Genomic DNA, 25,240 nt, shown 5'->3' on the forward strand with positions numbered 1-25,240 from the left:
AGGGCGGCTCATGCCGCCCTGTTCCTGTCTGTTGTTATGGCTCAGCGGGTTACGAGACAGCTGCCACCAGCCGATTTCAAGCGACCGCACAACGCGTTGGCATCATCACGCGAACCGGCCTGAACGCGGACACGGTAGTAGGTCCCCTTGCCCGGAATGTCGGCGCGCTTGATATCCACGCCGCGCCCGCCGATCACATTGGCGTATTTCTGCGCCATGTTGGCATAGGATTTCTGCGCCAGTTCAGCGGAAGGCTGCGATGCGATCTGGATGAAATACCCGCCTGCCCCAGCAGCGCCACCGGCAGCCGATGCAACCTGCTGATTGGCAGCGGGAGCAGCAGCGGCAGGCGCTGCGGCCTGCGTGCGCTGCGGAACGTTGCCGACTATGTTGACAGGCTGTTCAGCCGGACGCGACGGGACAACCGGCGCACGTGCCGGGAGGCGCGGCGTTTCCGCAGCTGGCGCCTGAGCAACCGGGGCCGGCGCAGCAGGCTGCTGGGCTTGCGGCGCAGGCGCCGAAGGTTCCGGCACGGAATTGCCCGAAGCGATTGCCGCGATTTCATCGCCACCAGCCGGAGCGGATGGCTGTGCCGGAGGCTGCGGGGCGTTGTTGGCCGTCTGCGGTGCCGCCGGTTCCGGCTGCACGATGCTGCCATCCGGGCGAACGATCATGGTTTCAACTTCGCGCGGCTGGATCAAAGGCGCGTTTTCCGGGGTGTTCTGCCCATTTGGTGCGCCAGCATTGGCCTGACCGTTTTCAGCCGACGAATCCGGCGTATCGGTCATGGCTTCATTGTCGTCCGTGCCCGAAATATCGACGGGCTCTTCACCCGAAGTGATCAGCGACTTTTGTTCCGGATTATTCGGCAAGGTGCCTGCAACGCGATCATAGACCGCTTTGTCCTGATTCGGGACCGTCGCACCGCCGGGGTTTTCCGGCTGCATCTTGATTGGCTGGTTGTCGGCATGGATGACGACCGGTTCCTGCGAACCGCCGCCCATGAAGTGATATCCAATACCACCGAGCAATACGACAGCACCGGCGACGCTTGCCAGAATCAAGCCGCGACGACCGCGTACCGGACGATTGCGATAGGCTTCCGACGCCTTGCCAAGATCGTCTTCGGGCTGCATGGCGGCACGCGCGCCATAGTCGCCGCCTTCAACGGTCTGCGCGCCCTGGGCTGCCCAATGATTGTAGAAGTCATCCTCGCTGCCAGCCTGCTCGCCTGCGTTATATTGGCCAGTCTGGCGCGGCTGCGAACGGCCATAGGAGGTTGCAGCAGCGGCAACGGCTGCACCAAGGCCCGCTGTGGCAACACCGGCATTCGGCAGATAGCTGGATGCGCTTTCGCGGAAGATATCTTCGAAGGCCTTGTCGGCTTCGCTCTGCGCGTCGGTAGGCGTGTTCAACTCATCGACGCCAACCGTATTGAAGACCTCGGCAAATTCAGCTTCGAGATCACCAAGACCGGCAGCGCTTTCCTCCTCACCGTAATTGACTTCCGGCAGATCGAGAGAATGGGTCTGTTCAACCTTATTCTCGGCAACGCTCAGCGTTTCCACGTCCGGTGCGGGTGCACTGGCAGCCTGCTGTGCAGTTGCGAAATGCGGCATCGATGTCGTCGGGCGATAATCCTCATCCGAAAGCACCGCATGGGCATAGGCAGGCGCAGCTGCACTGTTGTCATCGTGCAGATCGAGATCGTCTTCGTTGAAGAAATCGTCGCCGCCAAGCAATTCCTCGTCGGTCGCCTTGAGGACTTCCGATTCGGAGTAATCACCCGAAGGCTCAAAACCAAAGTCGTCTTCGCTCAGGCTCAGCTCATCGAGATCCGACAGATCATCATCGGTGCCTTCCGCAGCGGTCGTTGCGGATAATGCTGCGGCATCGAAGGAGAAATCATCGTCGAAGGAAAAATCGTCGTCCCGCGCCGCGACTTCGTTCGAAGCCTGCTCCGCACCAGCGAAGGCGCTTGAAGTGGCGTAAGACGATTCCTGCTGAACGGGTTGCGTCGATGCCGTCGGCATCTGCGCGACAACGCCCGAAGCAAAATTGCCACGGGTGTAATAGGGATAGCCGGATGGTTCCGTGCGGGCGACCGCGTCTTGAACTGGCGCAACGGCTGCTACCGGCTGATGCGGTTCGTCGGATGACTGTTCGTCCAGATGCAGTTCATCCAGCACCAGATCGTCGAATTCAGGCTCCGCCTCTTCCTCCGCCGCAAGGTCATGGCCCGACGCGGGCGTGTATGACACGGCTTGTTCCGGTTCGTAGGCAGCGGCCTGCGGAGCATAGGATACCGGCTCAGGGTGATAACCATAGGCGCTGTCATTTGCGGATGCTGGCTGCGGCTCGTCACCGAACAGCAGATTTTCCAGCTCGTCCTCGAGCGACATGGACTGATGCGCAGGCTCAGCGCCATAAGACGGCGCAGCAGGCTCCACGGTCTGCCAGTCACGGCTTTGCGCGGCCTGGGTCAGATAGGATTCCTCGTGCGGCTCGATAGCTGGCTGATAGATCGTCGGATCATATGCGCCGTGATCGGCGGCAGGGCTATCCGGCGATTCGCGGTGATCATAGGCCGAGCTTTGCGCTGAATAACGGTCGTCATACGAATCACGCGCGCTCGAATAATCGGCATAATCGAACTGCTGAACGGGTTCGGTGCGTTCGGCGTCTTCGAAGTCGTCAAGCTCAGGCGCAGGAACGGACGCTCCACTCTCCAGATGCAGGTCGAGTTCTTCTTCCAGGGCAGAAGCAAGGTCTTCTTCGTGCACCAGCGGTTCAGCGCCGCGATAATACTGCGCGCTGTAGCGCTGATCCTGAGCAACTTCCGGCTCAGGCTCAACAGGCTGGTTGTGACTTGCCGGCTGCGCGTAATCGTCAAAATCACCGAGAAGCTCGCGTTCGAGATCAAGCGCCGGATCAAAGTCCGGCTCGGGCCGATCATGAGATTGACGCTCATTCCAAGCGGAATGGTCACCTTGAGGCGCGCCAAAGTCCACGATTCGCGACAGTTCCATCAGCGGATCGTCTTCGTGCAGCGGACGCTCGCCGTAACTACGGGGATTTGCACTGCTGTCCGTCATGGTGTGTTCCTAACTCAAACCCTGGACGCCGCAAGACGTCACCTTACATTGCTTATTAGCGAGGCAATGTGGGCAAAAGTTGACGGTAGTTTCCTGCACCGAAAGACCAGAACGGGATAAACCAACACCTTCGGTTCATCCCGGTCTTTTCTTGTTAGACTTGATCTACCGCATTCGAGAGCTTCGTTTGACTTAACGAGCTCCCGTCAATCGATCAATTCTAGCGCATTTCCGTCGGAGCATCAGCTCCGATGATCGTCAATCCAGACGTCAGAACATCGGAAACAACCTGTACCAGCCCTAGCCTGGCTAGTGACAAGTCTGGATCGTTAACCTTAATAAAACGTAAGTCCGGGTTCTCTGTGCCCTTATTCCATTGCGAATGGAACGCGCTGGCAAGGTCAAACAGGTAAAAAGCAAGACGATGCGGCTCCTGATGGATCGCCGCTGCTTCGATCAAGCGCGGATATTCTGCAAGCTTGCGGATGAGTGCAATTTCGCTCTCGTCAGTCAGCTTGTCGAAATGTGCGGACATGGCCACGCGGTCCAGATCGGCAAGACCGAGCTGGTCGGCAGCCTGCCGGAAAACCGAGTGCGAACGCGCCGATGCGTACTGCACATAGAACACCGGATTGTCCTTGGACTGTTCCGTGACCTTGGCGAAATCGAAATCGAGCGGCGCATCGTTCTTCCGGTAAAGCATCATGAAACGCACCGGATCGCGGCCCACTTCGTCCACGACATCGCGCAAGGTGATGAATTCGCCCGAACGCTTGGACATGCGCACCGGCTCACCATTGCGATAGAGTTTCACCAGCTGGCAGAGCAGCACGGTGAGCTTGGCCTTACCGTCGGACACGGCACGCGCAACGGCTTCAAGACGCTTCACATAGCCGCCATGATCGGCGCCCAGCACGTAAATCATCTCGTTGAAGCCGCGGTCGTACTTGTCTTTGAAATAAGCAACGTCAGCGGCAAAATAGGTGAATGTGCCGTCAGACTTCATCAGCGGACGATCGATATCATCACCCACTTCGGTCGAGCGGAACAAAGTCTGTTCGCGATCTTCCCAATCTTCCGGCAGCTGGCCCTTCGGGGGCGGAATCTTGCCTTTGTAGACATGGCCCTTCAGCGTCAGATCGTTGATCGCATTGCGAATCGCACGGGCATGATCGGCATGCAGCTGGCGTTCGGAATAGAACACATCGTGATGGACGTTCAACGCTTCGAGATCGGCGCGGATCATCGCCATCATGGCATTGATGGTGGTTTCCTTGACGATAGCCATCGCATCCGCTTCCGGCATTTCCAGAAGCTTCGTGCCATATTCCCGGGCCAAAGACTGTCCCACAGGCACGAGATAATCGCCTGGATAGAGGCCAGCCGGTATTTCACCGATGATTTCGCCCAGCGCTTCGCGATAACGCAGCATGACGGAGCTTGCGAGCACGTCGATCTGCGAGCCCGCATCGTTGATGTAATATTCCTTGACGACGTCGTAGCCCGCAAATTTCAGCAGATTGGCCAGCACGTCGCCCACAACGGCGCCGCGGCAGTGGCCGACATGCATCGGGCCGGTCGGATTGGCCGAAACATATTCGACATTGACCTTGTTGCCCGCGCCAAGCTTGGAACGACCGAAATCCGTGCCTTCATTGAGCATCGCGGCAAGCTCGCGCTGCCAGTAGCTGGCCTTCAGTCGCAGATTGATAAAGCCCGGACCGGCAACATCGACCGTTTCGACGTCCTCATCGCTCTTCAAGGCTTCGGCGATACGCACCGCAAGTTCGCGCGGATTCTGACCGACAGCCTTGGAAAGAACCATGGCCGCATTGGTCGCGATATCGCCATGGGTCGCATCGCGCGGGGGCTCTACGCCAACGCGCGAAAGATCGAGATCACCACCATCTTTCGGTTTCAGATCAATATCTTGCAACGTCTTTTTGATACGTGCGTCGAAATCTGCGAAGATATTCATGGTCTGTCCTGTCAGCCCGTCGTCTGGCTTTGCAACTTGCGTATTCCAGAGTGGGCTCGTTCCATTAGGTCGTTGTGTTGCAGGGGGCTTCTCAGCCTTGCCAACACTTCGTTTGGCCCCGATTAAGCTAAATCGGGGGTATGGTCAAACAATCGTCGGTGTTCGCGCACTGCAAAATTGTCAGTCATCCCCGCCAGATAGTCGGCAACCCTGCGCGCACGCGACGGAATATCCAGCGTTTCACAGCCCGATTGCCACTCGGGCGGCATGATCGACGGATCAGCAAAACAGGCATCGAACAGGTCCTGCACGATTTTGTCCGCTGCCTGCCGGCGCACCACTACGCTGTTATGGAAATAGAGGTTCTTGAACAGAAACCGCTTCAGCACCTTTTCCTCGTCGCGCATCGTGGGCGAAAATGCCACCAGCGACTGCGACTGGTCATGGATATCGGCAATGCTTTGCGGCCGAGCCTCGGCCAGACGGCGCTGGGCTTCGGCGATAACATCCTCGACCATGATGGTGATCTGCCTGCGGACGAGTTCATGGCCGGTGCGCACCGCATCGAGATTGGGATAGCGTCCGCGCACCACATCGAGCAGCCGCTTTGTCAGGGGTACTTCATCCAGCGCGTCTAGCGTCAACAGGCCCGCGCGCAGGCCGTCATCGATATCATGGGCGTTATAGGCAATGTCATCGGCAATCGCCGCGCATTGCGCCTCCAGACTGGCAAAGCGCCCCAGTTCAAGATCGTAGCGTTCGTTGAAGTCCAGAATAGGCTGCGGCACCGGATCGTCCGAATGGACCGCATACGGCCCGACCAGCGGACCATTGTGCTTCACCAGACCTTCCAGCGTCTCCCAGGACAGATTGAGACCGTCGAAATCCGCATAACGATGCTCAAGCTTGGTGACGATCCGCAGAGACTGGGCATTGTGATCGAAGCCGCCATAATCCTTCATGCGCTCGTTGAGCGCGTCCTCGCCGGTATGACCAAAAGGCGTGTGACCGAAATCATGTACGAGTGCTACGGCTTCGGCGAGGTCTTCATCCAGCCGCAGTGCACGGGCCAGCGCGCGCGCAATCTGCGCCACTTCAATCGTATGCGTCAGCCGCGTGCGGTAATGGTCGCCTTCATGCGCGATGAAAACCTGCGTCTTGTGCTTCAGGCGACGGAAGGCAGTGGAATGAATGATACGATCGCGATCACGCTGAAACGGGGTGCGCGTCGGGCTTTCCGGTTCCGGCACCAGCCGTCCACGGCTTAAGGCCGGATCGCAGGCATAGGGCGCTCGCTCACGATAACCGAAGCCTATTCCTTCCAGCGACATTGCGATGCATCCTTCACTGTAATATGATTACACCAAACATTGACTTCTATCGGTAGCGTTCATAGCTATCAGAAGAATATGAAGGCAAGTCTGCGATAACGGGCAGCAGGGAAAATCCCGCTCTGGCCCAGCAACTGCAAACGGATGAAACCGATGACAGGCATTACCGTTTCCGATTCCGCCGCAAAGCGGATCGCTAAAATTCTCAATTCCGAACCGGACAAGACCGCGCTGCGCGTTTCGGTCGAAGGTGGCGGCTGCTCTGGTTTTTCCTACAAATACGATCTGGTCGATGAACAGACCGAAGACGACATCGTCATCGAAAAGCTCGGGGCGAAAGTTCTGATCGATTCGATCTCGGTTCCCTACATGGACGGCTCGGAAATCGATTTCGTTGACGATCTGATGGGACAATCGTTCCAGATCCGCAATCCGAATGCGACCGCTTCTTGCGGCTGCGGCACTAGCTTCGCGATTTAAGCGAAACGAAACGCACGGCATTGAAATAGACCGGCTGCCTCATGGCAGCCGGTTTTGTTTTGTCAGACTTTCACCGAAGCGACCGTCGCATCGATATGGTCCACCAGCGCGTCCGGCAAGCCAAGACGCCCGGCCAGCATATCGAGATAACCGCGCTCCGCCCGGCTATCCGGATCGACGGCCAGACGTGAGGCGGTGTAAAGCTCGACCTTCTGCTCTTCCGTCTGCGCGGCGGCGACTAGCGCGTCGAGATCGACCGGATCCGCCAGTTCTTTCTGGAAGAAAGCTTCCGCCTCGTCATCGAGACCAGAAATCTGAAGTTTCTCCATGATGCGCGCACGTTCCGCATCGTCTATATGGCCGTCCGCCTTGGCTGCGGCGATCATCGCCTGGATCAGCGTCAGGGCAAAACTGTTGCTCATGGCCGGTGACTGCGGGTGAAACGGCGAATCGGCAGGCGGAGGCGGAAGAAGCTCCTGCTCCCTTGCAACGGGTTGCTCCGCCGTTTGCGGCGACTGGCCGGACTTGTAATTCTTATAAGCCAGATAGCCGAGACCGGCGATGGCCGCGATCCCGCCAACGGTGGCGACATTACCGGCCAGCTTGCGGCCTGTCTTGGTGCCAAGAATTGCGGCAGCGATAGCGCCGGTGGCAAGCGGGTTTTTCTTCGCGAGATCACCGACCTGCCCGGCTCTGTCCTTCACGCTCCCCGACATGCCTGGTATCTGCGATCCCAAAAACTGATCGAGAAGTTTCTTGGCGTCGAACATTGTCATCTCCTGTCTGGCTCCAATGAGTCCGAGATAGGAACGCAAGGACGGCAATACAAATGCACAGATCGTTGAAATATACGCCAAGCTGCAATTTCTGTGATGAGGCCAGCGCCCTGCTTGCCCTCACCCGCCCAAGCGCCTAATCATTGAGCCATGAAGATCGCTACGTGGAACATCAACGGCGTCAAGGCCCGCATCGAGAACCTTCAGCACTGGTTGAAGGAGTCTTCGCCGGATATCGCCTGCTTGCAGGAAATCAAGTCGGTGGACGAGCAGTTCCCCCGTCTGGAGATCGAAGCGCTTGGTTACCACGTCGAGACCCATGGCCAGAAAGGCTTCAATGGCGTCGCACTTCTCTCCAAGAAGTCACCCGATGAGGTCAATCGCGGCCTGCCGGGCGATGACAGCGACGAACAGGCGCGCTTCATCGAGGGCGTCTATTCGACCGGTAAGGGCGTCATCCGCGTCGTCTCGCTTTATCTGCCGAACGGCAACCCGATCGATACCGAGAAATTTCCCTATAAGCTTTCCTGGATGCAGCGTCTGGAAGCCTGGGCGAAAGATCGTCTGGCGCTTGAAGAACCGCTTGTGCTGGCTGGCGACTATAACGTCATTCCCGAACCACAGGACGCGAGGAATCCGCAGGCATGGCTTGGCGATGCACTGTTTCAGCCGCAATCGCGGCAGGCGTTCCGCAAGCTTGAAAACCTCGGTTTCACCGACGCTATTCGCGCGGCGACCGACGATGACGGTATCTATTCATTCTGGGATTATCAGGCAGGCGCCTGGCAGAAAAACAACGGCATTCGCATCGATCATCTGATGCTGTCGCCGGAAGCGGCCAATCGTTTCGTATCGACCGATATTGAAAAGCACGTACGTGCCTGGGAAAAGCCGTCTGACCACGTACCGGTAACGGTCACGCTGTCGGTTTAAGACGAAAGAAGCTTAGAACGAACCCTTGGTCGTCATATCGCTAGCAAGAGCGACTGCGTTCCGGCGATCTGCTTCACCGACAATCGAGAAAGCCTGTTCCTGCATTTCGCGGATCCAGGTGCAATCCTCGGCAGCGCAACGCTCTGAGGCAGCCGTCATGAAAGCCAGCCCGCGCACGGTCTTGCCAGCCTGAAACAGCATGTTTCCGAGCATGGCCTGCGCGCTGGCATTGCCCTTGTTCGCAGCCAGCTGGAACCAGCGCGCGGCCTGAACCGAATTGCGCTCTCCGCCCTCACCGGACAGGAGCATCTTGCCAAGCTCAAACTGTGCAGCGGAATCACCGAAGTTCGACGCGGCCTGCACATAAAGATCGCGGGCGACACTCAGATCGGCGCGCACCGGCGTACCCGGGATGCCGCGCTTCACATATCCAGCGAGCGCGACAAGCGCATCAGCCACATAGGAATCATTCTCGGAACCGGGTTCGGAACCTTCACGCACGATCTTCTCAAAAATCTTGTAGGCTTCGTAGTCATTTTCGGCCACGCCGTCGCCATCGGCATACATGCGGGCCAGTTTCCACTTCGCGCCCTGATGCCCGCGCTCGGCGGCATAACGCAGTGCCTTGATGGCTTCGTCCTTGTGACCGTTCTTATAGGCGGAGAAGCCGAACTTGAAGAGTTCAAACGGGCTGCGCGACTTTTCGGAATCGTCGTTCAGATCAAAAGCAAAGGCACTGTTGCAGGCAATGGCCAAACCGAAAGCCATGGCAATAACAGGATATGAAAAACTGCGACTACGCATCACAACGCCGGTCTTTCACAATAGTTGGCACAAATCGTGGAGAAAGAATTCATTGAGGGCAGAATAGCCAAGCTTTTCGTCAAGACTGCGACCCGATCTTGGCCGAAAAAAGCCTTGCCATCATTGGAAGGAATCGGAGCGGCATCGGCACGGTTTCCCCTGCCTGCAATCGGTGTGCTCTGCAACAACGCGCTCTTGCTCATTCCTGCCTAATCCTACGGGAGCCTTCGCTCCTATTTGTTTGACGGCTTCTGCCTTTCCTTGACGGATGATGTCCCTTTGTGGCGGGAAATAGGCAAAAATGACCGTAGTTCTTTGTAGCCTAAAGTAACGGTAAAGACTGTTGCCGTTTGACAACAAGCTCACTGTTGTTGCTCATCGAAACGCACTCCCCATCGAACAAAGCGGTGGCGATTGTTTCCGTCTGGCGGACGCATAGAATAGAACAGCTATGACACAACCGATTGGAACCAGCCGGATCACATGCGCAATTACCGACGCCCCTATAGGCGCCCGCAGAGGCGATTTACCTCCGGCACTCGCCGAAGCGGAATAGGAGGATTTCGCAGCATCATACTGACTTTATTGTTCTTTTCCGCGATTATCGTTGGTATTTCATACCTGCCGGATGAAAAGCGTCCGACCGAAACGCGCGACGGCCCCGTCTATGTGATAGATGGGGATACGGTGATCATAAACAAGGTGCATATTCGCCTGAAGGGTATTGATGCGCCGGAGATGGCGCAGACCTGCGAGCGAAACGGTATTCATTACGATTGCGGCACGGAGGCTCGCAATTTCTTGCGGGCAAGAATCGGAAGGACGCCGATTCGGTGCGAGACCGAAGGCTTCGACCGCTATGGCCGCGATCTGGCGCGTTGTTACCTCGGCGAAACCGATCTGAATAGCTGGATGGTCCAACAGGGTTGGGCGATTGCCTATGGCGATTATGAGCGCGAGGAAGCGGACGCCCGCCGCAACAGCCGTGGCATGTGGGCAGGGCGTTTCGAAAAACCCTCTTCATGGCGGAAGGAAAATCCGCGCGAGGATGAGGATGCGCAGACGGGGAGTGAGACCTCATCGCTTGACCGTAATAGTATCGGCGCTTTTGTTCACTATATTAAGGAGCGTATCGCCACCTTCATCGACCGTTTCCAATGACGACATCCCGAAATCCGGAGCGAAGCTTCGTGGAAGACCTGAACGCGCTCGGCCAATCGATCAAAGCCTGCCGCATCTGCCGCGATGAGCCGCTGTTTCAGCCACCGCTGCCGCATGAGCCCAATCCTGTCTGCATTGTCTCCAATACTGCGCGTGTTGCCATATGCGGACAGGCGCCGGGTATCCGCGTGCATAATACGTCCCTGCCCTTTAACGATCCTTCCGGCGACCGCCTGCGACAATGGCTTGGAACGACCCGCGAGGAGTTTTACGATCCTGCCCGGTTTGCCATCGTTCCCATGGGCTTCTGCTTTCCCGGCTATGACAAGCATGGCGGCGACCTGCCCCCGCGCCGCGAATGTCGTATGACATGGCATGACCGGGTCTTTGCTTCCATGCCGCAATTGGAGTTCGTTCTCGTGGTGGGGCAATATGCGCTGACCTACCACCTGCCCGACTATCGCGGACGCAATCTGACCGAAACGGTGAAGAACTGGCGGCACTTCATTGAAACGCCCAACAAGGCAGGACGGATCGTGCTTCCGCTGCCTCATCCTTCCTGGCGAAACAGCGGCTGGCTGAAACGCAATCCATGGTTCGATCAAGAGGTTGTGCCTATTGTTCAGGCAAAAATCCGAAGCCTCATCAACGACGATAAATAAATTTTACTGGATCGGTTCTCATAAGAATATTTTTCCTGTAACTTCTGCCGATAGCACATCATAAGGTATGACGTTTCGCACACTCGTAAAGTTCGGGAAACGATTTCTAAAACCGGGAACGGAAACGCATGGACAGGCTCGACAGAAAAATACTGCGCTTATTGCAGGAAGACGCAACATTGGCAGTGGCAGACGTTGCCAAGAAGGTTGGCCTTTCCACAACGCCTTGCTGGCGTCGTATCCAGAAGCTTGAAGAAGACGGTGTCATCAAGCGCCGTGTGGCGATCCTCGACCCGATCCGCGTCAATGCGCGTGTGACGGTCTTCGTATCGGTGCGCACCAGCTCGCACAGTCATGAATGGTTGAAGCGCTTCTCGGAAGTGGTGCAGGAATTCCCAGAGGTTATCGAATTCTACCGCATGAGCGGTGATGTCGATTATCTTCTGCGCGTCGCAGTGCCGGATATTGCGGCCTATGACGCCTTCTACAAGCGACTGATCAGCAAGATCGAAATTCGCGACGTGTCGTCATCCTTTGCGAGGGAGCAGATCAAGTACACGACTGAACTGCCACTCGACTACATGGTGCTGGACAAGGAAAATAATTGACCTCCCAGACTTTGAAATGAAAAAGCCCGCCAATCGGCGGGCTTTTTTTGTGCGGGCGGCTAGTCAGTGCTTTACGGAAGCCACACCCGCCTGCTCGAAAGTGGCCATACCGCTGTGGCATTGTGCAGCCGCCTTGACGATGCTGGCTGCAAGAGCAGCGCCCGTTCCTTCACCCAAACGCATGCCGAGGTCGAGAAGTGGCTCCTTGCCAAGCTTTGCCAACAGCAGGCGATGGCCCGGTTCAGCCGACACGTGGCCGAACAGGCAATGATCGATCGCTTCCGGGTTTGCCGCATAAAGTATCGCAGCAGCCGACGACGCCACGAAACCGTCGATGATCACCGGGATTTTTTCCATGCGGGCGGCGAGAATGGCGCCTGCCATGGCTGCAATTTCCCGTCCGCCGAGGCGGCGCAGCACTTCGAGCGGGTCTTTCAGATGCGCCTGATGCAAGGCAACCGCCTGACGAACGGCTGCAAGCTTGCGCTGCAACAGATCGCCCGTAGAACCTGTGCCCGGACCCACCCAGTCTTCCGCTGTGCCACCGAACAGAGCGAGCGCGATAGCCGCAGCAATAGTCGTGTTGCCGATGCCCATTTCACCGATGCAGAGAAGATCGGTGCCGCCGGCAATCGCTTCCATGCCAAAAGCCATGGTCGCCGCACAGGTGCGCTCATCCATGGCCGGTTCTTCGGTAATGTCTGCCGTCGGATGCTCCAGCGCCAGATCGAAAACCTTCAGTCCAAGATCATTGGCGATGCAGATCTGGTTGATCGCAGCACCGCCCGCCGCAAAGTTCTCAACCATCTGCGCCGTGACGCTGGACGGAAACGGCGTGATGTTCTTGGCCGTGACGCCGTGATTGCCTGCAAAGACCGCGACCAGCGGGCGGTTGATTTGCGGCGTGCGCTTGCCGGTCCAGGCGGCAAGCCAAGCCGCGATGTCTTCAAGACGCCCCAGCGAACCGGCAGGCTTGGTCAGAGTTACCTCACGCTCACGCACTGCCCGTTCAGCACCTAGATCGGGACCGGGCAGATTGCGGATCAGTTCGCGAAAATCGTCAAAGGGAAGGCCGCTGGCGCTCATATCGTTCAGTCCAATCGATCATGGGAGATGCAAATCTGTTTGGCACGTCCTATAAGCACTCACAGAATTTTTCAAATCACCTCTTCGAGCCGATGGGCCTTGAGGCGAAATATCGCGAGCCCTAGAATAATCCTATGGGCGATAAAGTGTTGCGGAGCAGTCATTTGCGGCGAAATGATTTCATAGGCGATACAATCCGGTCGCTCGGCTTTCTGAGCCGCCTTCCGCTTCCGCAAAGCTGGTTCGAAAACACGGACGATTCGCTATTGCGCAATGCGCGTGCATTCCCGATTGCCGGTGCTTTGCTGGGCCTGCTTGCAGGCATCGCGCTGATGGTCGCCAATTCGCTCCATCTGCCCGCCCTCGCCTGCGGATTTATTGCCGTTGGTGCGCTGGCAGCCATGACCGGCGCGCTGCATGAAGACGGGCTTGGTGATACCGCCGATGGCTTCTTCGGTGGAGCAACGCCGGACCGTCGCCTCGATATCATGAAAGATTCCCGTATCGGAACCTTCGCCGCACTCACGCTTGTCGCCTGGGTCGGCATCAAGGCTTCGCTTCTGGCCGCAATTATGGAGCGCGCGGGCCCCGGCTATGCACTGCTCGCGCTAGCCGCCAGTGAAGCGGCAAGCCGTTCTGCCATGCTCGCCTTCTGGCATAGCCTGCCATCGGCCCGGCCCGGCGGACTTGCCGACAGCGTTGGTGCGCCGAGCTGGGAAACAGTGGTTTGCGGCGCGGCACTCGGTTTCGTTATCATGGCACTGGGGCTGCTACCGTCGGGCGGCGTCCTCTCTGTGATTAACGCGCTTGTTCTGGTGACGCTGCTGCTTGTCGGCTTCGCCCGGCTTTGCATGTCGAAAATCGGCGGCCAGACCGGCGACACTTTGGGCGCGGCGCAACAAATCGCTTCCCTTGCCGTGTTGATCGGGCTTGTCATGGCCCTGTAATGCAACCACATTTCACTCATGAACACGGCGACGATCAAATCCCCCTGCATATTGATATGCACGATGGACGCTGAAACCGGCTTTTGTCTCGGTTGTGCGCGCACGCTGGATGAAATCACGCGCTGGTCACGCATGACCGCCGAAGAGCAGATTACGGTATTGTCGCTCCTGCCCGACCGGCATGAAATTCTGATTGAAAAGAAAGTAGGCTGATGGGGCGCTTTTTCTGGCTTGTTATTGCCGCCGTCGCAATCGTCGCTTTGTTGCTGATGTCCAACAATGACAGCGGCACCACGATGGGGCTCGACAATGATGTCTTCGCCCGTGCAGCCTATCTGGGCATATGGGGCGTGGTGCTCGCCGCCGGTCTGCTCGGCTCCGGCATCAAGCTTTCGGATTTCGCGCGTAATATGGCCGTCTGGGCGGTAGTCATTCTCGGTCTCGTTGCGGGCTATCAGTATCGCTACGACCTTCAGGATGCTGCAAGCCGCATTACCGCTGGCCTTATTCCCGGCAGCCCAATTTCTGGGAGAAACGCTGAAGGCGCTGTGACCGTCACACTCGCCAAAGCCGCCAACGGCCATTTCGAAGTGAATGGCCGCGTCAACGGCGCGCGCGTACATTTTCTGGTCGATACAGGCGCTTCTTCGGTCGTTCTGTCACAGGAAGACGCCGAACGCGCTGGTCTCGATACAGCGTCGCTGAATTATAATGTGCCCGTGAGGACAGCCAATGGCACCGCTTCCGCCGCCAGTATTACCATCGCCAACCTGCAGATCGGTGACATCGAGCGCCAGAATATTCGCGCCATGGTCACCAAGGAAGGCCTGATGACCGGCAGTCTGCTTGGCATGAATTTTCTGCAAACACTGGGGGGCTTTACGGTACGCGGCGACCAGCTGATCCTGATTGATTAAGCCGCTTCGGCGCTGGCTTCTGTTACAGTGGCATAGGCTTCACGCAGCACGTCGCTGGTAGCACCCGGCTTGGTTGCGTCGGTGGATAGCATCTGACGCCAGCGGCGCGCGCCCGGCAGACCGCTGAACAGACCAACCATATGGCGGCTCACATGTGAAAGCCTGCCGCCCGATGCAATATGCCGGTCGGTATATTCGCACATCGCCTCGATAATATCCGCCATATCAATCGCGACGGGTTCATCGCCAAACAGGCGAGCATCCACTTCCGCCAGCAAAGCCGGATTGTGATAGGCGGCGCGCCCGAGCATCACCCCATCCATCTGTTCCAGATGGCTTTTCGCTTCATCCAGCGCGGTAATACCGCCATTGATCCCGATGAAAACATCGCCAAGACGCTGCTTCAGCCGATAGACACGGTCGTAATCGAGCGGCGGGATTTCGCGGTTTTCCTTCGGCGACAATCCTTTCAGCCATGCCTTGCGTGCATGCACCCACAGGGCGTCTGCTCCGGCGGCAAGCGCCAGATCAGCGAGCGCATCCAGCGCCACTTCCGGGTCCTGATCGTCGACGCCGATACGGCACTTGACCGTGACTGGCACAGAAACAGCTGCCTTCATCGCCTCGACACAGCGCGCCACGATTTCGGGCGTCTGCATCAGGCAGGCACCAAATGTACCCGACTGGACGCGATCCGATGGGCAGCCGACATTGAGGTCGATCTCATCATAACCAAAGCCAATCCCGATTTTCGCCGCTTCCGCAAGCTTGGCTGGATCGGAACCGCCAAGCTGCAAGGCAATCGGATGTTCCGCAGCATGAAATCCGAGCAAACGGTCGCGCGGTCCATGGATCGCAGCATCCGCCACAACCATTTCCGTGTAAAGCAAAGCACGCTTTGAAAAGAGCCTGTGAAGATACCGGCAATGTCTATCTGACCAATCGATCATCGGCGCAACGGCGAAGCGATAGTCCGGATAGTTGCGATTTTTCGATGTTACATCAGTCATTTAGACATAAATCCTGAGAAAGAGATTCAACGGGTATTTTCAGATCATGAGATCCGAGTGTTGGCAATCTGGCATTAGAATGGCGCAAAAAGCCACACTTGCGCGAAATGTTCAAGTTTTGCGGTCTGGGCTTCTCTAAGCTTCAATATAGGAGTTCGTCTCTATATTTCATTGGTTTCAGCACCGAGCAGCGCCTTTACAGGCGAACAGACTGTGACTTTGGTCGCATTTGCGCATTATGATTACATCCCGAACCATCCCCTCCGATTCTTTTCTCATTCATTCAAGGAAATCCGGCGTGACCTCCCTTTCCCCCTTCGGCAAATCCTTCGATGCCTTCCTGTTCGACATGGACGGCACGATCCTCAGCTCCATTGCGGCGACCGAGCGTGTCTGGGGAGAATGGGCCAAGCGTCACGGGATCGATCCGGTTACATTTTTGCCGACAATTCACGGCGTGCGCGCGGTCGATACGGTTCGTCGCCTCGATATTGGCCTCGACCCTGATCAGGAAGCGGCCATCCTGCTGGAAGCTGAGATGGCCGATCTGGACGGTATCGTTCCAATCGATGGCGTCTGCGATTTTCTGAAGGCCCTACCGGAAGATCGCTGGGCGATTGTAACATCCGCACCGCTCGAACTGGCCCGCCGCCGCATCAAGGCGGCTGGATTGCCCCTGCCGAAGACCATTGTTTCGGCGGAAGATGTTGAACGCGGCAAGCCGAGCCCGGAATGCTTCCAGCTTGGCGCGAAGAAACTCGGCTTTGATGCGCATCGCTGTCTGGTATTCGAAGATGCGCCGGCGGGCATCGTCGCCGGAGAATCGGCTGGTGCTTGCGTGGTTGTCGTCACGGCAACGCACCCACATTCGCCGGAAACCTCGCATCGAAGCATCAACAGCTATCGCGAGCTGGCGCTGAGCGTGACCGACGACGGCAAACTAAGCCTTACCGTCGGTGAGACTATTTCGGTCGGGTAAGCGCGACGAAATTCTGGTTCTGACGAGCCGAAAATGGTGGAGTTCGAGAACCGGAGCGGAGTGTACTTAAAGTACATGAGCACCGGAAGCGCAGAACAACGCCATTTTCGGCTCGTCAGAGCCGGATTTAAATGACCCGCCGCCCCTCGCGCCAAACGGTCCTGATAATCGGTACATGGTCGGCCACCTGTACGCGCACCAGATCGGCGCGCTTGCCTGCGGCAATTTCGCCGCGATCGTCAAAGCCCACAGCCTGCGCGGGGTTCTTCGAAACCAGAAGAACAGCTTGCGGCAGGGATATGCCGTCCAGCACATCGGCCAGAAAGAATGCCGACTGCATCATGCTCGCCGGGATATAGTCCGACGAAATGATGTCGAGGTGCCCGGCTTCGACCAGCTCACGCGCCGAAACATTGCCCGAATGCGAGCCGCCGCGGACCACATTCGGCGCGCCCATCAGCACCGACATGCCAGATTCTTTTGAAGCTTTCGCCGCCGCGTGGGTGGTCGGGAACTCGGCAACGCGAATGCCCTGTTCGCGCGCTTCGGCAACGTGATCGAGCGTCGCGTCATCATGGCTTGCGAGGATCACGCCGCGTTCGTGGCACAAATCGGCAATCGCCTTGCGCGTCTTGGCGGAATATTGCTGCGACTGGCCGATGCGGCGCTCACAATAAATCCGGAATTCCTCTTCCGACAGCTTGTTCTTGCCCAGGAAGTAAGCCTTGTAGGCGTCCAGATTGGTGAACTGCCGCTGTCCCGGCGCATGATCCATCAGTGAAACCAGCTTCACCAGCGGATGGCTGCCGAAACGTTCAAAGGCCGGAAGACAATCGGGTGCGGAAACTTCGCAGCGCATATGCAGGAAATGGTCGGCACGCAGCCGGCCCGCCCTACGCCCTTCCGCTATTGCCGTGGAAAGCTTCAGCATATCATCAATGCCGGTCTGCGCATCATCGTCCAGACCGATGCGCAAGGCATCGAAAACAGTGGTGATACCAGAAGCGGCGATTTGCGCATCATGCGCCTGCACGGCGGCAATCGGGTTCCAGCGCACTTTGGGACGCGGCGCATAATGCCCTTCCAGATGGTCGGTATGCAGCTCGATCAGACCGGGCGTCAGGAAGTCGCCCTCCATATCATCGCCAATCGAGGACGAACCGCTGGCAATATCGGCAATTTGACCGTCAACGAGCTTGATCGAGCCTTCGATGACATCGTCCGCAAGAACGATACGCGCGTTGCGCAGGATAGTTTCACCGGTCATCGCTCAAGGCCTCCCAACTGCCCGCTGGGGCTGCGTCTTCGTGTTGCCGCCCGTCAGCGGGTGCAGCGAATGGATCTCGAAGGGCGCGCCCTTCTCAGGTTCCACGAACAAAGCGAGATTCACAACCTCAACCGGATCGTTCAGAAGCGGCGCAAAGAATTCTTCCAGCTGGCGTTCGATTCGTGCGCGGTCAGCCTCCGGAACCGGTCCCGTGAGCGTCATGTGGAAACGGAACTCTTCAAAAACATAAGGATAGCCCCAGCGCTCGAGATTGTGACGCTGCGCTTCGCTCAGGCGTTCCGGGCGGCGCCTGGCAAGTTCCGCTTCATTGAGCGGTGCGCGGAAACGATCCAGCGCAACGACAACATCATTGGCGAGCTGGTTCAAGGCCGTGACCGGTTCGTCCGGGACCAGTGCAAAGAACGGCCCGAGGGCTTGAAGCCTCAAACGCGGAATGATGACGGGCTCCACCGACGATGCGAAATGCATCAAGGCCGACAGGAGGTCGCTTTCCGTCTGATTGTCATTCAGCCGAAACGGCGCTTTCATCGTGGCATGGAAACCATAACGACGCGGCTCTTCGGTCAGCGACGCGATCTCTTCCGTGCCAAGCGAGCGAATCGCCGGCAACTTGACCGGCTCGCCGCTAAAGGCGTTACGCCCCAGCCAGTTGGCCGCAACCTTCAAAAGCGCATCGCTGGAAGGCGGCGTGAAATAGATCGCATAACGCATTTCAATTCCTTGGTCTGTAACGGTGTCTCGTGGTCTGATTCAAACAGTTGCATCCCTTGGTTCAAGCGCTGTGCAAATGTTGGAATCAAAAGACCACTAGCAAGAATATGTATCGAGTGGATTTTTCGAATTTGACGTTTGAAACAGCCCATATGTCAGCCGAGATTCAAACGTCAAATTCAATCCACTCACCCCAGCACGGCGCGGGATCGTTACACAACGAATGTGGCAAGTCGATAAAGCCTGTATGACAATGATGGAAGACAACTCACAAAGCGATTTTACATCACAGAAAATTGGTATAGGCGTCTGTAATCGATTTGAGGAGAAAAAGATGAGCGGTTTCGCGTCTATCGGCGAGTGCATGATTGAGCTTTCGGGCGGCGACGGCGACCAGTGGCGCATGGGTTTTGCTGGCGATACGCTGAACACCGCCTGGTATGTTCGCGCATTGACCGACAGATCGTTTCCGGTCGACTATGTAAGCGCCTTCGGCGAAGATAATTTCTCGCAGAAACAGCGCGTTTTCTTCTCGTCCAACGGCATCGGCATTGCGCATAGCCCGGTGATCGCCGGTGTGCATCCGGGCCTTTATGCGATCACGCTGAGCGGCGCGGAACGGTCCTTCACCTATTGGCGCAGCGATGCCGCCGCGCGCCGTCTTGCCAGCGACCGGGCCGCGCTGGAGCAAAGCCTTTCCGGGCGCGACATCATCTATTTTTCCGGTATTTCGATCGCGATCGTCTTGGCCGAGCATCGCGAAACCTTCTTCGACGTACTGCGGCAATGCCGCGCTGCCGGATCGCGGATCGCTTTCGATCCGAATTTCCGCCACCAGCTCTGGCCGGATCGCAAGGCAGCGCAGGACATCATCAGTGAAGCGATGCGCCTTGCCGATATCGCTCTGCCGACTTTCCCGGATGAACAGGCGCTTTTCGGCGACGCCAATGCCGAGGCCTGCGCCGAGCGCCTCATCGGCCTCGGCGTGAAGGAAGTTGTCGTCAAGGACGGCACGGAACCCGCCCTGGTCGCAGCGAATGGCGAACAGACCCTGGTTCCTGCCGTTTTCGCCAATGCCGTGGATACGACAGGTGCTGGTGATAGTTTCAACGGCGCCTATCTCGTTGCGCGCATGGAAGGGCTTTCGCCGGTGGAAGCCGCGCAAAAAGCCCATGCCGTTGCAGCCCGTGTCGTCGAAACACGCGGCGCGCTCACCCCAATGGAGACAGCGCGCGCCGCTTATACCGGGTGATACAAACTATTCCCGGGTGAAGGCGAAACGGCTCTCCTGAGCGTAGATTTCGCCCGGGCGCAGGATAGCCTGTGGGAAATAGGGATATTCGAGCGAGCCCGGCCAGATTTGCGGCTCCAGACAGAAGCCCGCATGTTTTCCGTAGGGCTTGCCCGTGAGGCCGATGCAATCATTGGCCATCGTGTTGCCAGCATAGAACTGGACGCCCGACTCGGTCGTCAGCACGTCCATGCGCACGCCCGATTTCGCGCCCTTGACCGAAGCGCAGAGCCGCAACGGCACACGCGCCGCGGAAAGACAGAAATTGCTGTCATATTCGACCTGCATGCCATTCTCGTTATGACGGATCGGGCGATAATCGCGGAAATCGAATGCGGTGCCCTTGACCGGCAACACCCGCCCGTCCGGAATAAGCGCCTCATCTACCGGCATATAGGCATCGGCGAGAATCTTGAGCTGATGGTCGAGGATGTCGTTTTCGCCGCCATCGTCGAGATTGAAATAGCTGTGGTGCAGCAGATTGCACACCGTCGGCTTGTCGGTCACGGCTTCCAGCCGCACGATCAAAGCGCCATCGCCATTGAGCATATAGGTGCAGCTGATTTTGAGATTGCCGGGAAAACCCATCTCGCCATCTTCGGCAAAGGTCGCGAGCGTCACATAATCCGCGCCGCTGCCCGTGACTTTCCAGACGCGATTGCCGAGTCCCTTGCTGCCGCCATGGAGATTATGGCGTCCGAGATAGTTAGGCTCTACCTCATAGGTCTTGCCATCCAGCACAAAGCGAGCATCACGGATACGATTGGCCGAGCGGCCAGCAATCGCACCCAGATGCGGCGAATGGGTAGGATAATCGTCAAAATTTTGATAGCCGATCACCAGCGGTGCGTCATGACCCGCAAGGCGCAGATCCTGAATGGCGGCGCCCCAGGTGATGATCTTGGCCGTCAGCGGTCCGTTGGAGATGGTCAGGCGATGAACCGCCTGCCCGTCTGGAGCATGTCCGAAAATTTCCGATGTCACGTCTGCCGCCTGTAAAAGTATGATTTATGGGAACCGCATCAAGCCGCATCGCGCGCTCTTAAGCAAGAGGGTTGCAGCTTGATCGCAATCGATTCCTCCGATATTTTTTACATGTCCATATGTGAGAGCCGTCAGTATACAGACACCGTATTTAATATATTTTTTAAATATAAATTACAAAAGGTCTAGATATGTGATCAAATATTGCGACGATTATGCCTTATATATTTCAGTAAGAAGGTGGCTACGTCGACAATCCGGCTGATCCCGGCTGCGCGACCAATATGGGCATTACCCTCGGTACTCTTGCAGGGTGGACTGGTCATTCCGAATCCGCACAAGACGTTAAAAATCTTACTAAAGACACGGCAACGGAAATCTACAGAAAGCAGTATTGGGACAAGATTGACGGCGACAGTCTTCCCTCGGGCGTCGATTATGCAATGCTGGACTTCGCAGTCAATTCAGGCCCAAGTCACGCGATAAAGATGCTGCAACAAATACTTGGAGTTCTGCAGGATGGATTTCTCGGACCGGCGACTTTCGCAGCGCTCTCGGCGCGTTCGCCGCAGGATATCATCGACCGGCTTTGCGATGAGCGGTCCGCCTGGCTTAGAGGACTGGCCGCCGCCGCAACCTTCGGCAAAGGCTGGCAAGCACGCGTCGAGCGCGTGCGCTCCCGTGCGCTGACGCTTGTGGAAAAGCCCGCCAACGACATAGACGCAGCTCATTCCGCCGGCATTTCGTTCCCCCACTCCTACGAACCCGCATACAGCACCCGGCCAGAGGTCGCTCAACCCGACAATCCCGTCGTGAATACATTGCAACAGCCTGGAGTTGTTGGCACGCTGGCGAGCATCGTGTCAGGGCTGGTCGCCATCATTGTACAGGATGGCCCGCTGGAAACGGGGCTGGCCTGTGCGATGATTGCGCTGTCGCTCATTGGCGTCATCTACTTCGCCAAGCGCTAAAAAAGAAGCCAAAACCGGCCGTATGAAGCGATTTCAAAAATTTGAGATTGCCTTTATGTTGCGCTTCACTCGCCTCGCATCTTATATGCGCATCGAACGCCCGGTGATCTTGAAAGTAATATGACTTTCCTCGTGGCCGGAAAAACGCTAGACACGCGCATATAGAGCATTTCCAGCAAATGTGTCCGTCACTTTTGCTGGCTGCGAAATGCGACGAAAAAATCAGATGCCTGTAATTCGCGGCATCATCAGGAATAAAGGAATCGAAACTTGTCCTCTACTTTTGACAAAGTCGCCGACATCATCGCCGAAACCAGTGAAATCGATCGTGACACCATCACGCCGGAAAGCCACACCATCGACGATCTGGGCATCGACAGCCTCGACTTCCTCGACATCGTCTTTGCTATCGACAAGGCTTTCGGCATCAAGATTCCGCTTGAGCAGTGGACGCAGGAAGTAAACGAAGGCAAGGTTCCGACCGAAGAATACTTCGTTTTGAAGAACCTCTGCGCCAAGATCGACGAGCTGGTTGCGGCCAAGAAGGCCTGAGCTCGCTGAAAAATTGACGGTATTGAAGGGTGGACAGCAATGTTCGCCCTGATTCCGTTTCTGGAGCACAGGATAGTTCTCGGATAGACCTTGGCCTCATCACGGCAGAACCGGACCCATGCAGAACAATAAAGTCGTCATCACCGGCATTGGCATTATTTCCTCACTCGGCGAAGGCGCCGAAGTGCATTGGAACGCTTTTTCGACAGCAGGCAGCGAACCGCGTCTCGAAAAGGAAGCTTTTGCTCCCTACACCGTTCACCCACTCGGCGAAGTCGATTGGAGCCTGCAGATTCCAAAGCGCGGCGACCAGCGCCAGATGGAAACCTGGCAGCGGCTCGGCACCTATGCTGCGGGCCTCGCGCTGCAGGATGCTGGCATGAAGGACGATGAAGCGCTCTGCGCGACCATGGATATGGTTGTGGGCGCGGGTGGCGGCGAACGCGACATTACCGTCGACATGCAGATTCTCGAGGAAGGCCGCACCAGCAATAATCGCGGTGTGATGCTCAACGAGAAGCTCTCGACAGAACTGCGCCCGACCCTGTTTCTGGCGCAGCTTTCCAACCTGCTCGCTGGCAATATCTCCATCGTGCACAAGGTGACGGGTTCTTCGCGCACTTTCATGGGTGAAGAAGGTTCAGGCATTTCGGCCATCGAAACGGCGGCTGCCCGCATCCGCACCGGACAAAGCACCCATGCTCTGGTGGGCGGCTCCTACAATGCCGAACATTTCGACATGATTCTCGGTCACGAGTTGGGCGGATTGCTCAAGCATGACGGCTGGGCGCCGCTCTGGGAGCGTGACGGCTCGGCTGGCGGCGGCATGATCTCCGGCTCCGGCGGTGTGTTTCTCGTTCTCGAAAACGCCGAACATGCGGCAAAGCGCGGCGCACGCGCTTATGCGGAAGTGGCAGGAATCGCGGCCACGCAGATCCGCCGCGAAAGCGACGATCTTGCAAAGACCCTTCGTGACCTTGTTCTCGAAGCCAATGGCGGCAAGGAGCCTCTCTATGTCGTTTCCGGCGCATCCGGCGCTCATGAAGCGACCAAGGCCGAAAAATCCGTACTGGACGGCTTTTCCGCAGCCTATCGCGGCATATCCGGCCTGACCGGCCATCTGCGCGAAGCACAATTTCCGCTAGCGCTTGCGCTGGCCGCCATTTCCGTCTGGAAGGGCGAGGCTTTTGCGCCATTGAACGCATCGGAAAAGGCAGCTGATGGCAAAATCAGCGAAGCCGTCGTCACCACTGTCGGAGCAACGCGCGCCGAAGGTGCCGCAAAGCTGGTGAGAGCATAAGATGACCAAATATACAGACCATCTGGGCCGCCCCATCGTCGCCATCACGGGCGCTGGCGTTGTTTCCTCGCTCGGACAGGGCAAGGAAGACAACTGGGCCGCGCTGACAGGCGGTGTTTCGGGCATTCACAGCATTACCCGTTTTCCGTTGGAAAATCTGAACACACGCTTTGCCGGCACTGTGGACTTCCTTCCTGAAAGCGAAGTCGGTGCTTCGGCCCTGTCGGAAAAGCTGGCACGTCTTGCGGGTGAAGAGGCGCTTGCCCAGTCCGGCCTTTCGACGACCAATTTCGGCGGCCCGCTGTTTCTGGCCGCCCCGCCGGTCGAACTCGACTGGAAAAGCCGCTTTGCGCTTGATGCCAGCGTGAAGAACGAAGGCCCGGCCAGCTATCCGCTTCTGCTCGAAGCCTGCCGTCGCGTGCGCCATGAAGCGCTCTTCAACACGACGCAGTTCGGCTATATCGCCGAGCGTCTTTCGGAAGCCTTTGGAACACGTGGTCTGCCGATCACGCTTTCCACCGCCTGCGCTTCCGGCGCAACGGCGATCCAGCTTGGCGTCGAAGCCATCCGCCGCGGCGAAAGCGACCATGTTCTGGCAATTGGCACCGACGGTTCCGTCTCTGCGGAAGCGCTCATTCGCTTCTCGCTGCTATCGGCACTCTCCACCCAGAATGAAAAGCCGGAAAAGGCCTCGAAGCCTTTCTCCAAGGATCGCGACGGCTTTGCCATGGCCGAAGGTTCCGGCGCACTGGTGATGGAATCGCTCGAAAGCGCTGTAGCCCGTGGTGCGAAGGTGCTCGGTATTCTGGCCGGTTGCGGCGAAAAGGCCGATGACTTCCACCGCACCCGTTCGAAGCCGGACGCCTCGCCTGCCATTGGCACGGTGCGCGCTGCCCTTGCCGATGCAGGCCTGACCGAAGACCAGATCTCCTATGTCAACGCCCACGGCACTTCGACGCCGGAAAACGACAAGATGGAATATCTGGCGCTTTCGTCCGTATTCGGCGAACGCATCGAATCTATCCCGGTTTCGTCCAACAAGTCGATGATTGGCCATACGCTAACCGCAGCCGGTGCGATTGAAGCTGTGTTCTCGCTACTGACGATCCAGACCGGAACGCTGCCGCCGACCATCAATTACGACAATCCGGACCCGGCTATTCCGCTGGACGTTGTGCCGAACGTGAAGCGCCAAGCAGCGGTTTCTGCCGTGCTTTCGAACTCATTCGGCTTCGGCGGACAGAATACGAGCCTTGTTTTGGCGGCAAATCCGAATTAATCGGTCCGACAAAAGAATTTAGAGCGCATTTTGATCTGAATAGATCAGATCGGCGCTCTAAACCCCCTTTACGTAAAGCATAATCTTATCGATCCTC

At 57.4% G+C, this 25,240-nt stretch carries 24 protein-coding genes and 1 pseudogene; 14 read left to right on the forward strand and 11 right to left on the reverse strand.

The window, feature by feature from the left end; translation table 11 throughout:
• Window positions 1-41 precede the first annotated feature (41 nt).
• The 3 genes from JAU75_RS02765 to JAU75_RS02775 all read right to left on the reverse strand — a co-directional run bounded on the left by JAU75_RS02765 (window position 42) and on the right by JAU75_RS02775 (window position 6,404).
• Window positions 42-3,095, reverse strand: coding sequence for an SPOR domain-containing protein (locus JAU75_RS02765; protein WP_199054393.1), 3,054 nt, complete (start codon window positions 3,093-3,095; stop codon window positions 42-44).
• 220 nt (window positions 3,096-3,315) lie between these two features.
• On the reverse strand, window positions 3,316-5,073 hold the full coding sequence (argS, locus tag JAU75_RS02770) for an arginine--tRNA ligase (RefSeq protein WP_199054394.1): 1,758 nt from the start codon (window positions 5,071-5,073) through the stop codon (window positions 3,316-3,318).
• A 122-nt stretch (window positions 5,074-5,195) separates the two neighbouring features.
• A complete protein-coding gene (locus JAU75_RS02775) occupies window positions 5,196-6,404 on the reverse strand; it encodes a deoxyguanosinetriphosphate triphosphohydrolase (protein WP_199054395.1) in 1,209 nt (402 codons plus the stop codon).
• Between the two features lie 153 nt (window positions 6,405-6,557).
• Here JAU75_RS02775 and erpA point away from each other — a divergent pair, with 153 nt between their 5' ends.
• Window positions 6,558-6,884 carry an iron-sulfur cluster insertion protein ErpA gene (erpA, locus tag JAU75_RS02780; protein ID WP_182520321.1) on the forward strand — a complete coding sequence of 109 codons (327 nt, stop codon included), beginning with the start codon at window positions 6,558-6,560 and terminating at the stop codon, window positions 6,882-6,884.
• A gap of 62 nt (window positions 6,885-6,946) precedes the next feature.
• On the opposite strand, the gene JAU75_RS02785 is transcribed toward erpA, so the two are convergent.
• Window positions 6,947-7,654: a tellurite resistance TerB family protein gene (locus JAU75_RS02785; protein WP_199054396.1), complete on the reverse strand. Its 708-nt coding sequence runs from the start codon at window positions 7,652-7,654 to the stop codon at window positions 6,947-6,949.
• Between the two features lie 156 nt (window positions 7,655-7,810).
• Between JAU75_RS02785 and xth the strand changes: the two genes are divergently transcribed.
• On the forward strand, window positions 7,811-8,593 hold the full coding sequence (gene xth, locus JAU75_RS02790; protein ID WP_199054397.1) for an exodeoxyribonuclease III: 783 nt from the start codon (window positions 7,811-7,813) through the stop codon (window positions 8,591-8,593).
• A 12-nt stretch (window positions 8,594-8,605) separates the two neighbouring features.
• Here xth and JAU75_RS02795 read toward each other — a convergent pair whose 3' ends face one another.
• Together JAU75_RS02795 and JAU75_RS02800 are read right to left on the reverse strand one after the other, a co-directional pair.
• A complete protein-coding gene (locus tag JAU75_RS02795; protein WP_371836099.1) occupies window positions 8,606-9,397 on the reverse strand; it encodes a tetratricopeptide repeat protein in 792 nt (263 codons plus the stop codon).
• On the reverse strand, window positions 9,397-9,600 hold the full coding sequence (locus JAU75_RS02800; RefSeq protein WP_199054401.1) for a hypothetical protein: 204 nt from the start codon (window positions 9,598-9,600) through the stop codon (window positions 9,397-9,399). The genes JAU75_RS02795 and JAU75_RS02800 overlap by 1 nt, the downstream gene beginning before the upstream one ends.
• Before the next feature lie 280 nt (window positions 9,601-9,880).
• Here JAU75_RS02800 and JAU75_RS24200 point away from each other — a divergent pair, with 280 nt between their 5' ends.
• The 3 genes from JAU75_RS24200 to JAU75_RS02815 all read left to right on the forward strand — a co-directional run bounded on the left by JAU75_RS24200 (window position 9,881) and on the right by JAU75_RS02815 (window position 11,828).
• Complete coding sequence (locus tag JAU75_RS24200; RefSeq protein ID WP_199054403.1) at window positions 9,881-10,558, forward strand: thermonuclease family protein; 678 nt, start codon at window positions 9,881-9,883, stop codon at window positions 10,556-10,558.
• The gene (locus tag JAU75_RS02810) at window positions 10,555-11,220 is read left to right on the forward strand and encodes a uracil-DNA glycosylase family protein (protein WP_199054405.1); all 666 of its coding nucleotides are present in this window, start codon (window positions 10,555-10,557) and stop codon (window positions 11,218-11,220) included. Before JAU75_RS24200 ends, JAU75_RS02810 begins: the two co-directional genes overlap by 4 nt.
• A 128-nt stretch (window positions 11,221-11,348) precedes the next feature.
• Window positions 11,349-11,828 (forward strand): Lrp/AsnC family transcriptional regulator, encoded by a 480-nt coding sequence (locus JAU75_RS02815; protein ID WP_199054407.1) that lies wholly within the window; start codon window positions 11,349-11,351, stop codon window positions 11,826-11,828.
• Between the two features lie 63 nt (window positions 11,829-11,891).
• Here JAU75_RS02815 and cobT read toward each other — a convergent pair whose 3' ends face one another.
• Entirely contained in the window at window positions 11,892-12,914 is a 1,023-nt protein-coding gene (gene cobT, locus JAU75_RS02820) for a nicotinate-nucleotide--dimethylbenzimidazole phosphoribosyltransferase (RefSeq protein ID WP_199054409.1), read from the reverse strand.
• Between the two features lie 164 nt (window positions 12,915-13,078).
• Between cobT and JAU75_RS02825 the strand changes: the two genes are divergently transcribed.
• Genes JAU75_RS02825 through JAU75_RS02835 form a run of 3 tightly spaced genes read left to right on the forward strand, consistent with a single transcriptional unit; the run spans window position 13,079 to window position 14,778 of the window.
• Complete coding sequence (locus JAU75_RS02825) at window positions 13,079-13,861, forward strand: adenosylcobinamide-GDP ribazoletransferase (protein ID WP_199054411.1); 783 nt, start codon at window positions 13,079-13,081, stop codon at window positions 13,859-13,861.
• A gap of 18 nt (window positions 13,862-13,879) precedes the next feature.
• Window positions 13,880-14,074, forward strand: a complete 195-nt coding sequence (locus JAU75_RS02830; RefSeq protein WP_151589552.1) for a DUF1289 domain-containing protein — start codon at window positions 13,880-13,882, stop codon at window positions 14,072-14,074.
• The gene (locus JAU75_RS02835; protein WP_199054413.1) at window positions 14,074-14,778 is read left to right on the forward strand and encodes a TIGR02281 family clan AA aspartic protease; all 705 of its coding nucleotides are present in this window, start codon (window positions 14,074-14,076) and stop codon (window positions 14,776-14,778) included. Before JAU75_RS02830 ends, JAU75_RS02835 begins: the two co-directional genes overlap by 1 nt.
• Here JAU75_RS02835 and dusA read toward each other — a convergent pair.
• Window positions 14,775-15,788 (reverse strand): tRNA dihydrouridine(20/20a) synthase DusA, encoded by a 1,014-nt coding sequence (dusA, locus tag JAU75_RS02840; protein WP_199054414.1) that lies wholly within the window; start codon window positions 15,786-15,788, stop codon window positions 14,775-14,777. The genes JAU75_RS02835 and dusA overlap by 4 nt on opposite strands.
• Before the next feature lie 298 nt (window positions 15,789-16,086).
• On the opposite strand from dusA, the gene JAU75_RS02845 reads away from it, so the two are divergent.
• Window positions 16,087-16,767: an HAD family hydrolase gene (locus JAU75_RS02845; RefSeq protein ID WP_199054415.1), complete on the forward strand. Its 681-nt coding sequence runs from the start codon at window positions 16,087-16,089 to the stop codon at window positions 16,765-16,767.
• Window positions 16,768-16,894: 127 nt separating this feature from the next.
• On the opposite strand, the gene JAU75_RS02850 is transcribed toward JAU75_RS02845, so the two are convergent.
• Both JAU75_RS02850 and JAU75_RS02855 read right to left on the reverse strand, forming a co-directional pair.
• Window positions 16,895-18,034: an alpha-D-ribose 1-methylphosphonate 5-triphosphate diphosphatase gene (locus JAU75_RS02850; RefSeq protein WP_199054416.1), complete on the reverse strand. Its 1,140-nt coding sequence runs from the start codon at window positions 18,032-18,034 to the stop codon at window positions 16,895-16,897.
• 3 nt (window positions 18,035-18,037) lie between these two features.
• Entirely contained in the window at window positions 18,038-18,766 is a 729-nt protein-coding gene (locus JAU75_RS02855; protein ID WP_199054417.1) for a DUF1045 domain-containing protein, read from the reverse strand.
• A 334-nt stretch (window positions 18,767-19,100) separates the two neighbouring features.
• On the opposite strand from JAU75_RS02855, the gene JAU75_RS02860 reads away from it, so the two are divergent.
• A complete protein-coding gene (locus tag JAU75_RS02860; RefSeq protein ID WP_199054418.1) occupies window positions 19,101-20,018 on the forward strand; it encodes a sugar kinase in 918 nt (305 codons plus the stop codon).
• A 6-nt stretch (window positions 20,019-20,024) separates the two neighbouring features.
• Here the strand turns inward: JAU75_RS02860 and JAU75_RS02865 are convergent, their stop codons facing one another.
• Window positions 20,025-21,041 (reverse strand): aldose epimerase family protein, encoded by a 1,017-nt coding sequence (locus JAU75_RS02865; protein WP_199054419.1) that lies wholly within the window; start codon window positions 21,039-21,041, stop codon window positions 20,025-20,027.
• Window positions 21,042-21,256: 215 nt separating this feature from the next.
• On the opposite strand from JAU75_RS02865, the pseudogene JAU75_RS24205 reads away from it, so the two are divergent.
• The 4 genes and pseudogenes from JAU75_RS24205 to JAU75_RS02885 all read left to right on the forward strand — a co-directional run bounded on the left by JAU75_RS24205 (window position 21,257) and on the right by JAU75_RS02885 (window position 25,143).
• Window positions 21,257-22,012: pseudogene (locus tag JAU75_RS24205) on the forward strand (glycoside hydrolase family 108 protein).
• Window positions 22,013-22,282: 270 nt separating this feature from the next.
• A complete protein-coding gene (locus JAU75_RS02875) occupies window positions 22,283-22,564 on the forward strand; it encodes an acyl carrier protein (RefSeq protein WP_078338469.1) in 282 nt (93 codons plus the stop codon).
• Window positions 22,565-22,682: 118 nt separating this feature from the next.
• The gene (locus JAU75_RS02880) at window positions 22,683-23,864 is read left to right on the forward strand and encodes a beta-ketoacyl-ACP synthase (protein WP_199054420.1); all 1,182 of its coding nucleotides are present in this window, start codon (window positions 22,683-22,685) and stop codon (window positions 23,862-23,864) included.
• Between the two features lies 1 nt (window position 23,865).
• The gene (locus JAU75_RS02885) at window positions 23,866-25,143 is read left to right on the forward strand and encodes a beta-ketoacyl-ACP synthase (RefSeq protein WP_199054422.1); all 1,278 of its coding nucleotides are present in this window, start codon (window positions 23,866-23,868) and stop codon (window positions 25,141-25,143) included.
• Window positions 25,144-25,240 lie beyond the last annotated feature (97 nt).

Source organism: Ochrobactrum sp. Q0168 (assembly GCF_016427605.1).
Taxonomy (GTDB): Bacteria; Pseudomonadota; Alphaproteobacteria; order Rhizobiales; family Rhizobiaceae; genus Brucella.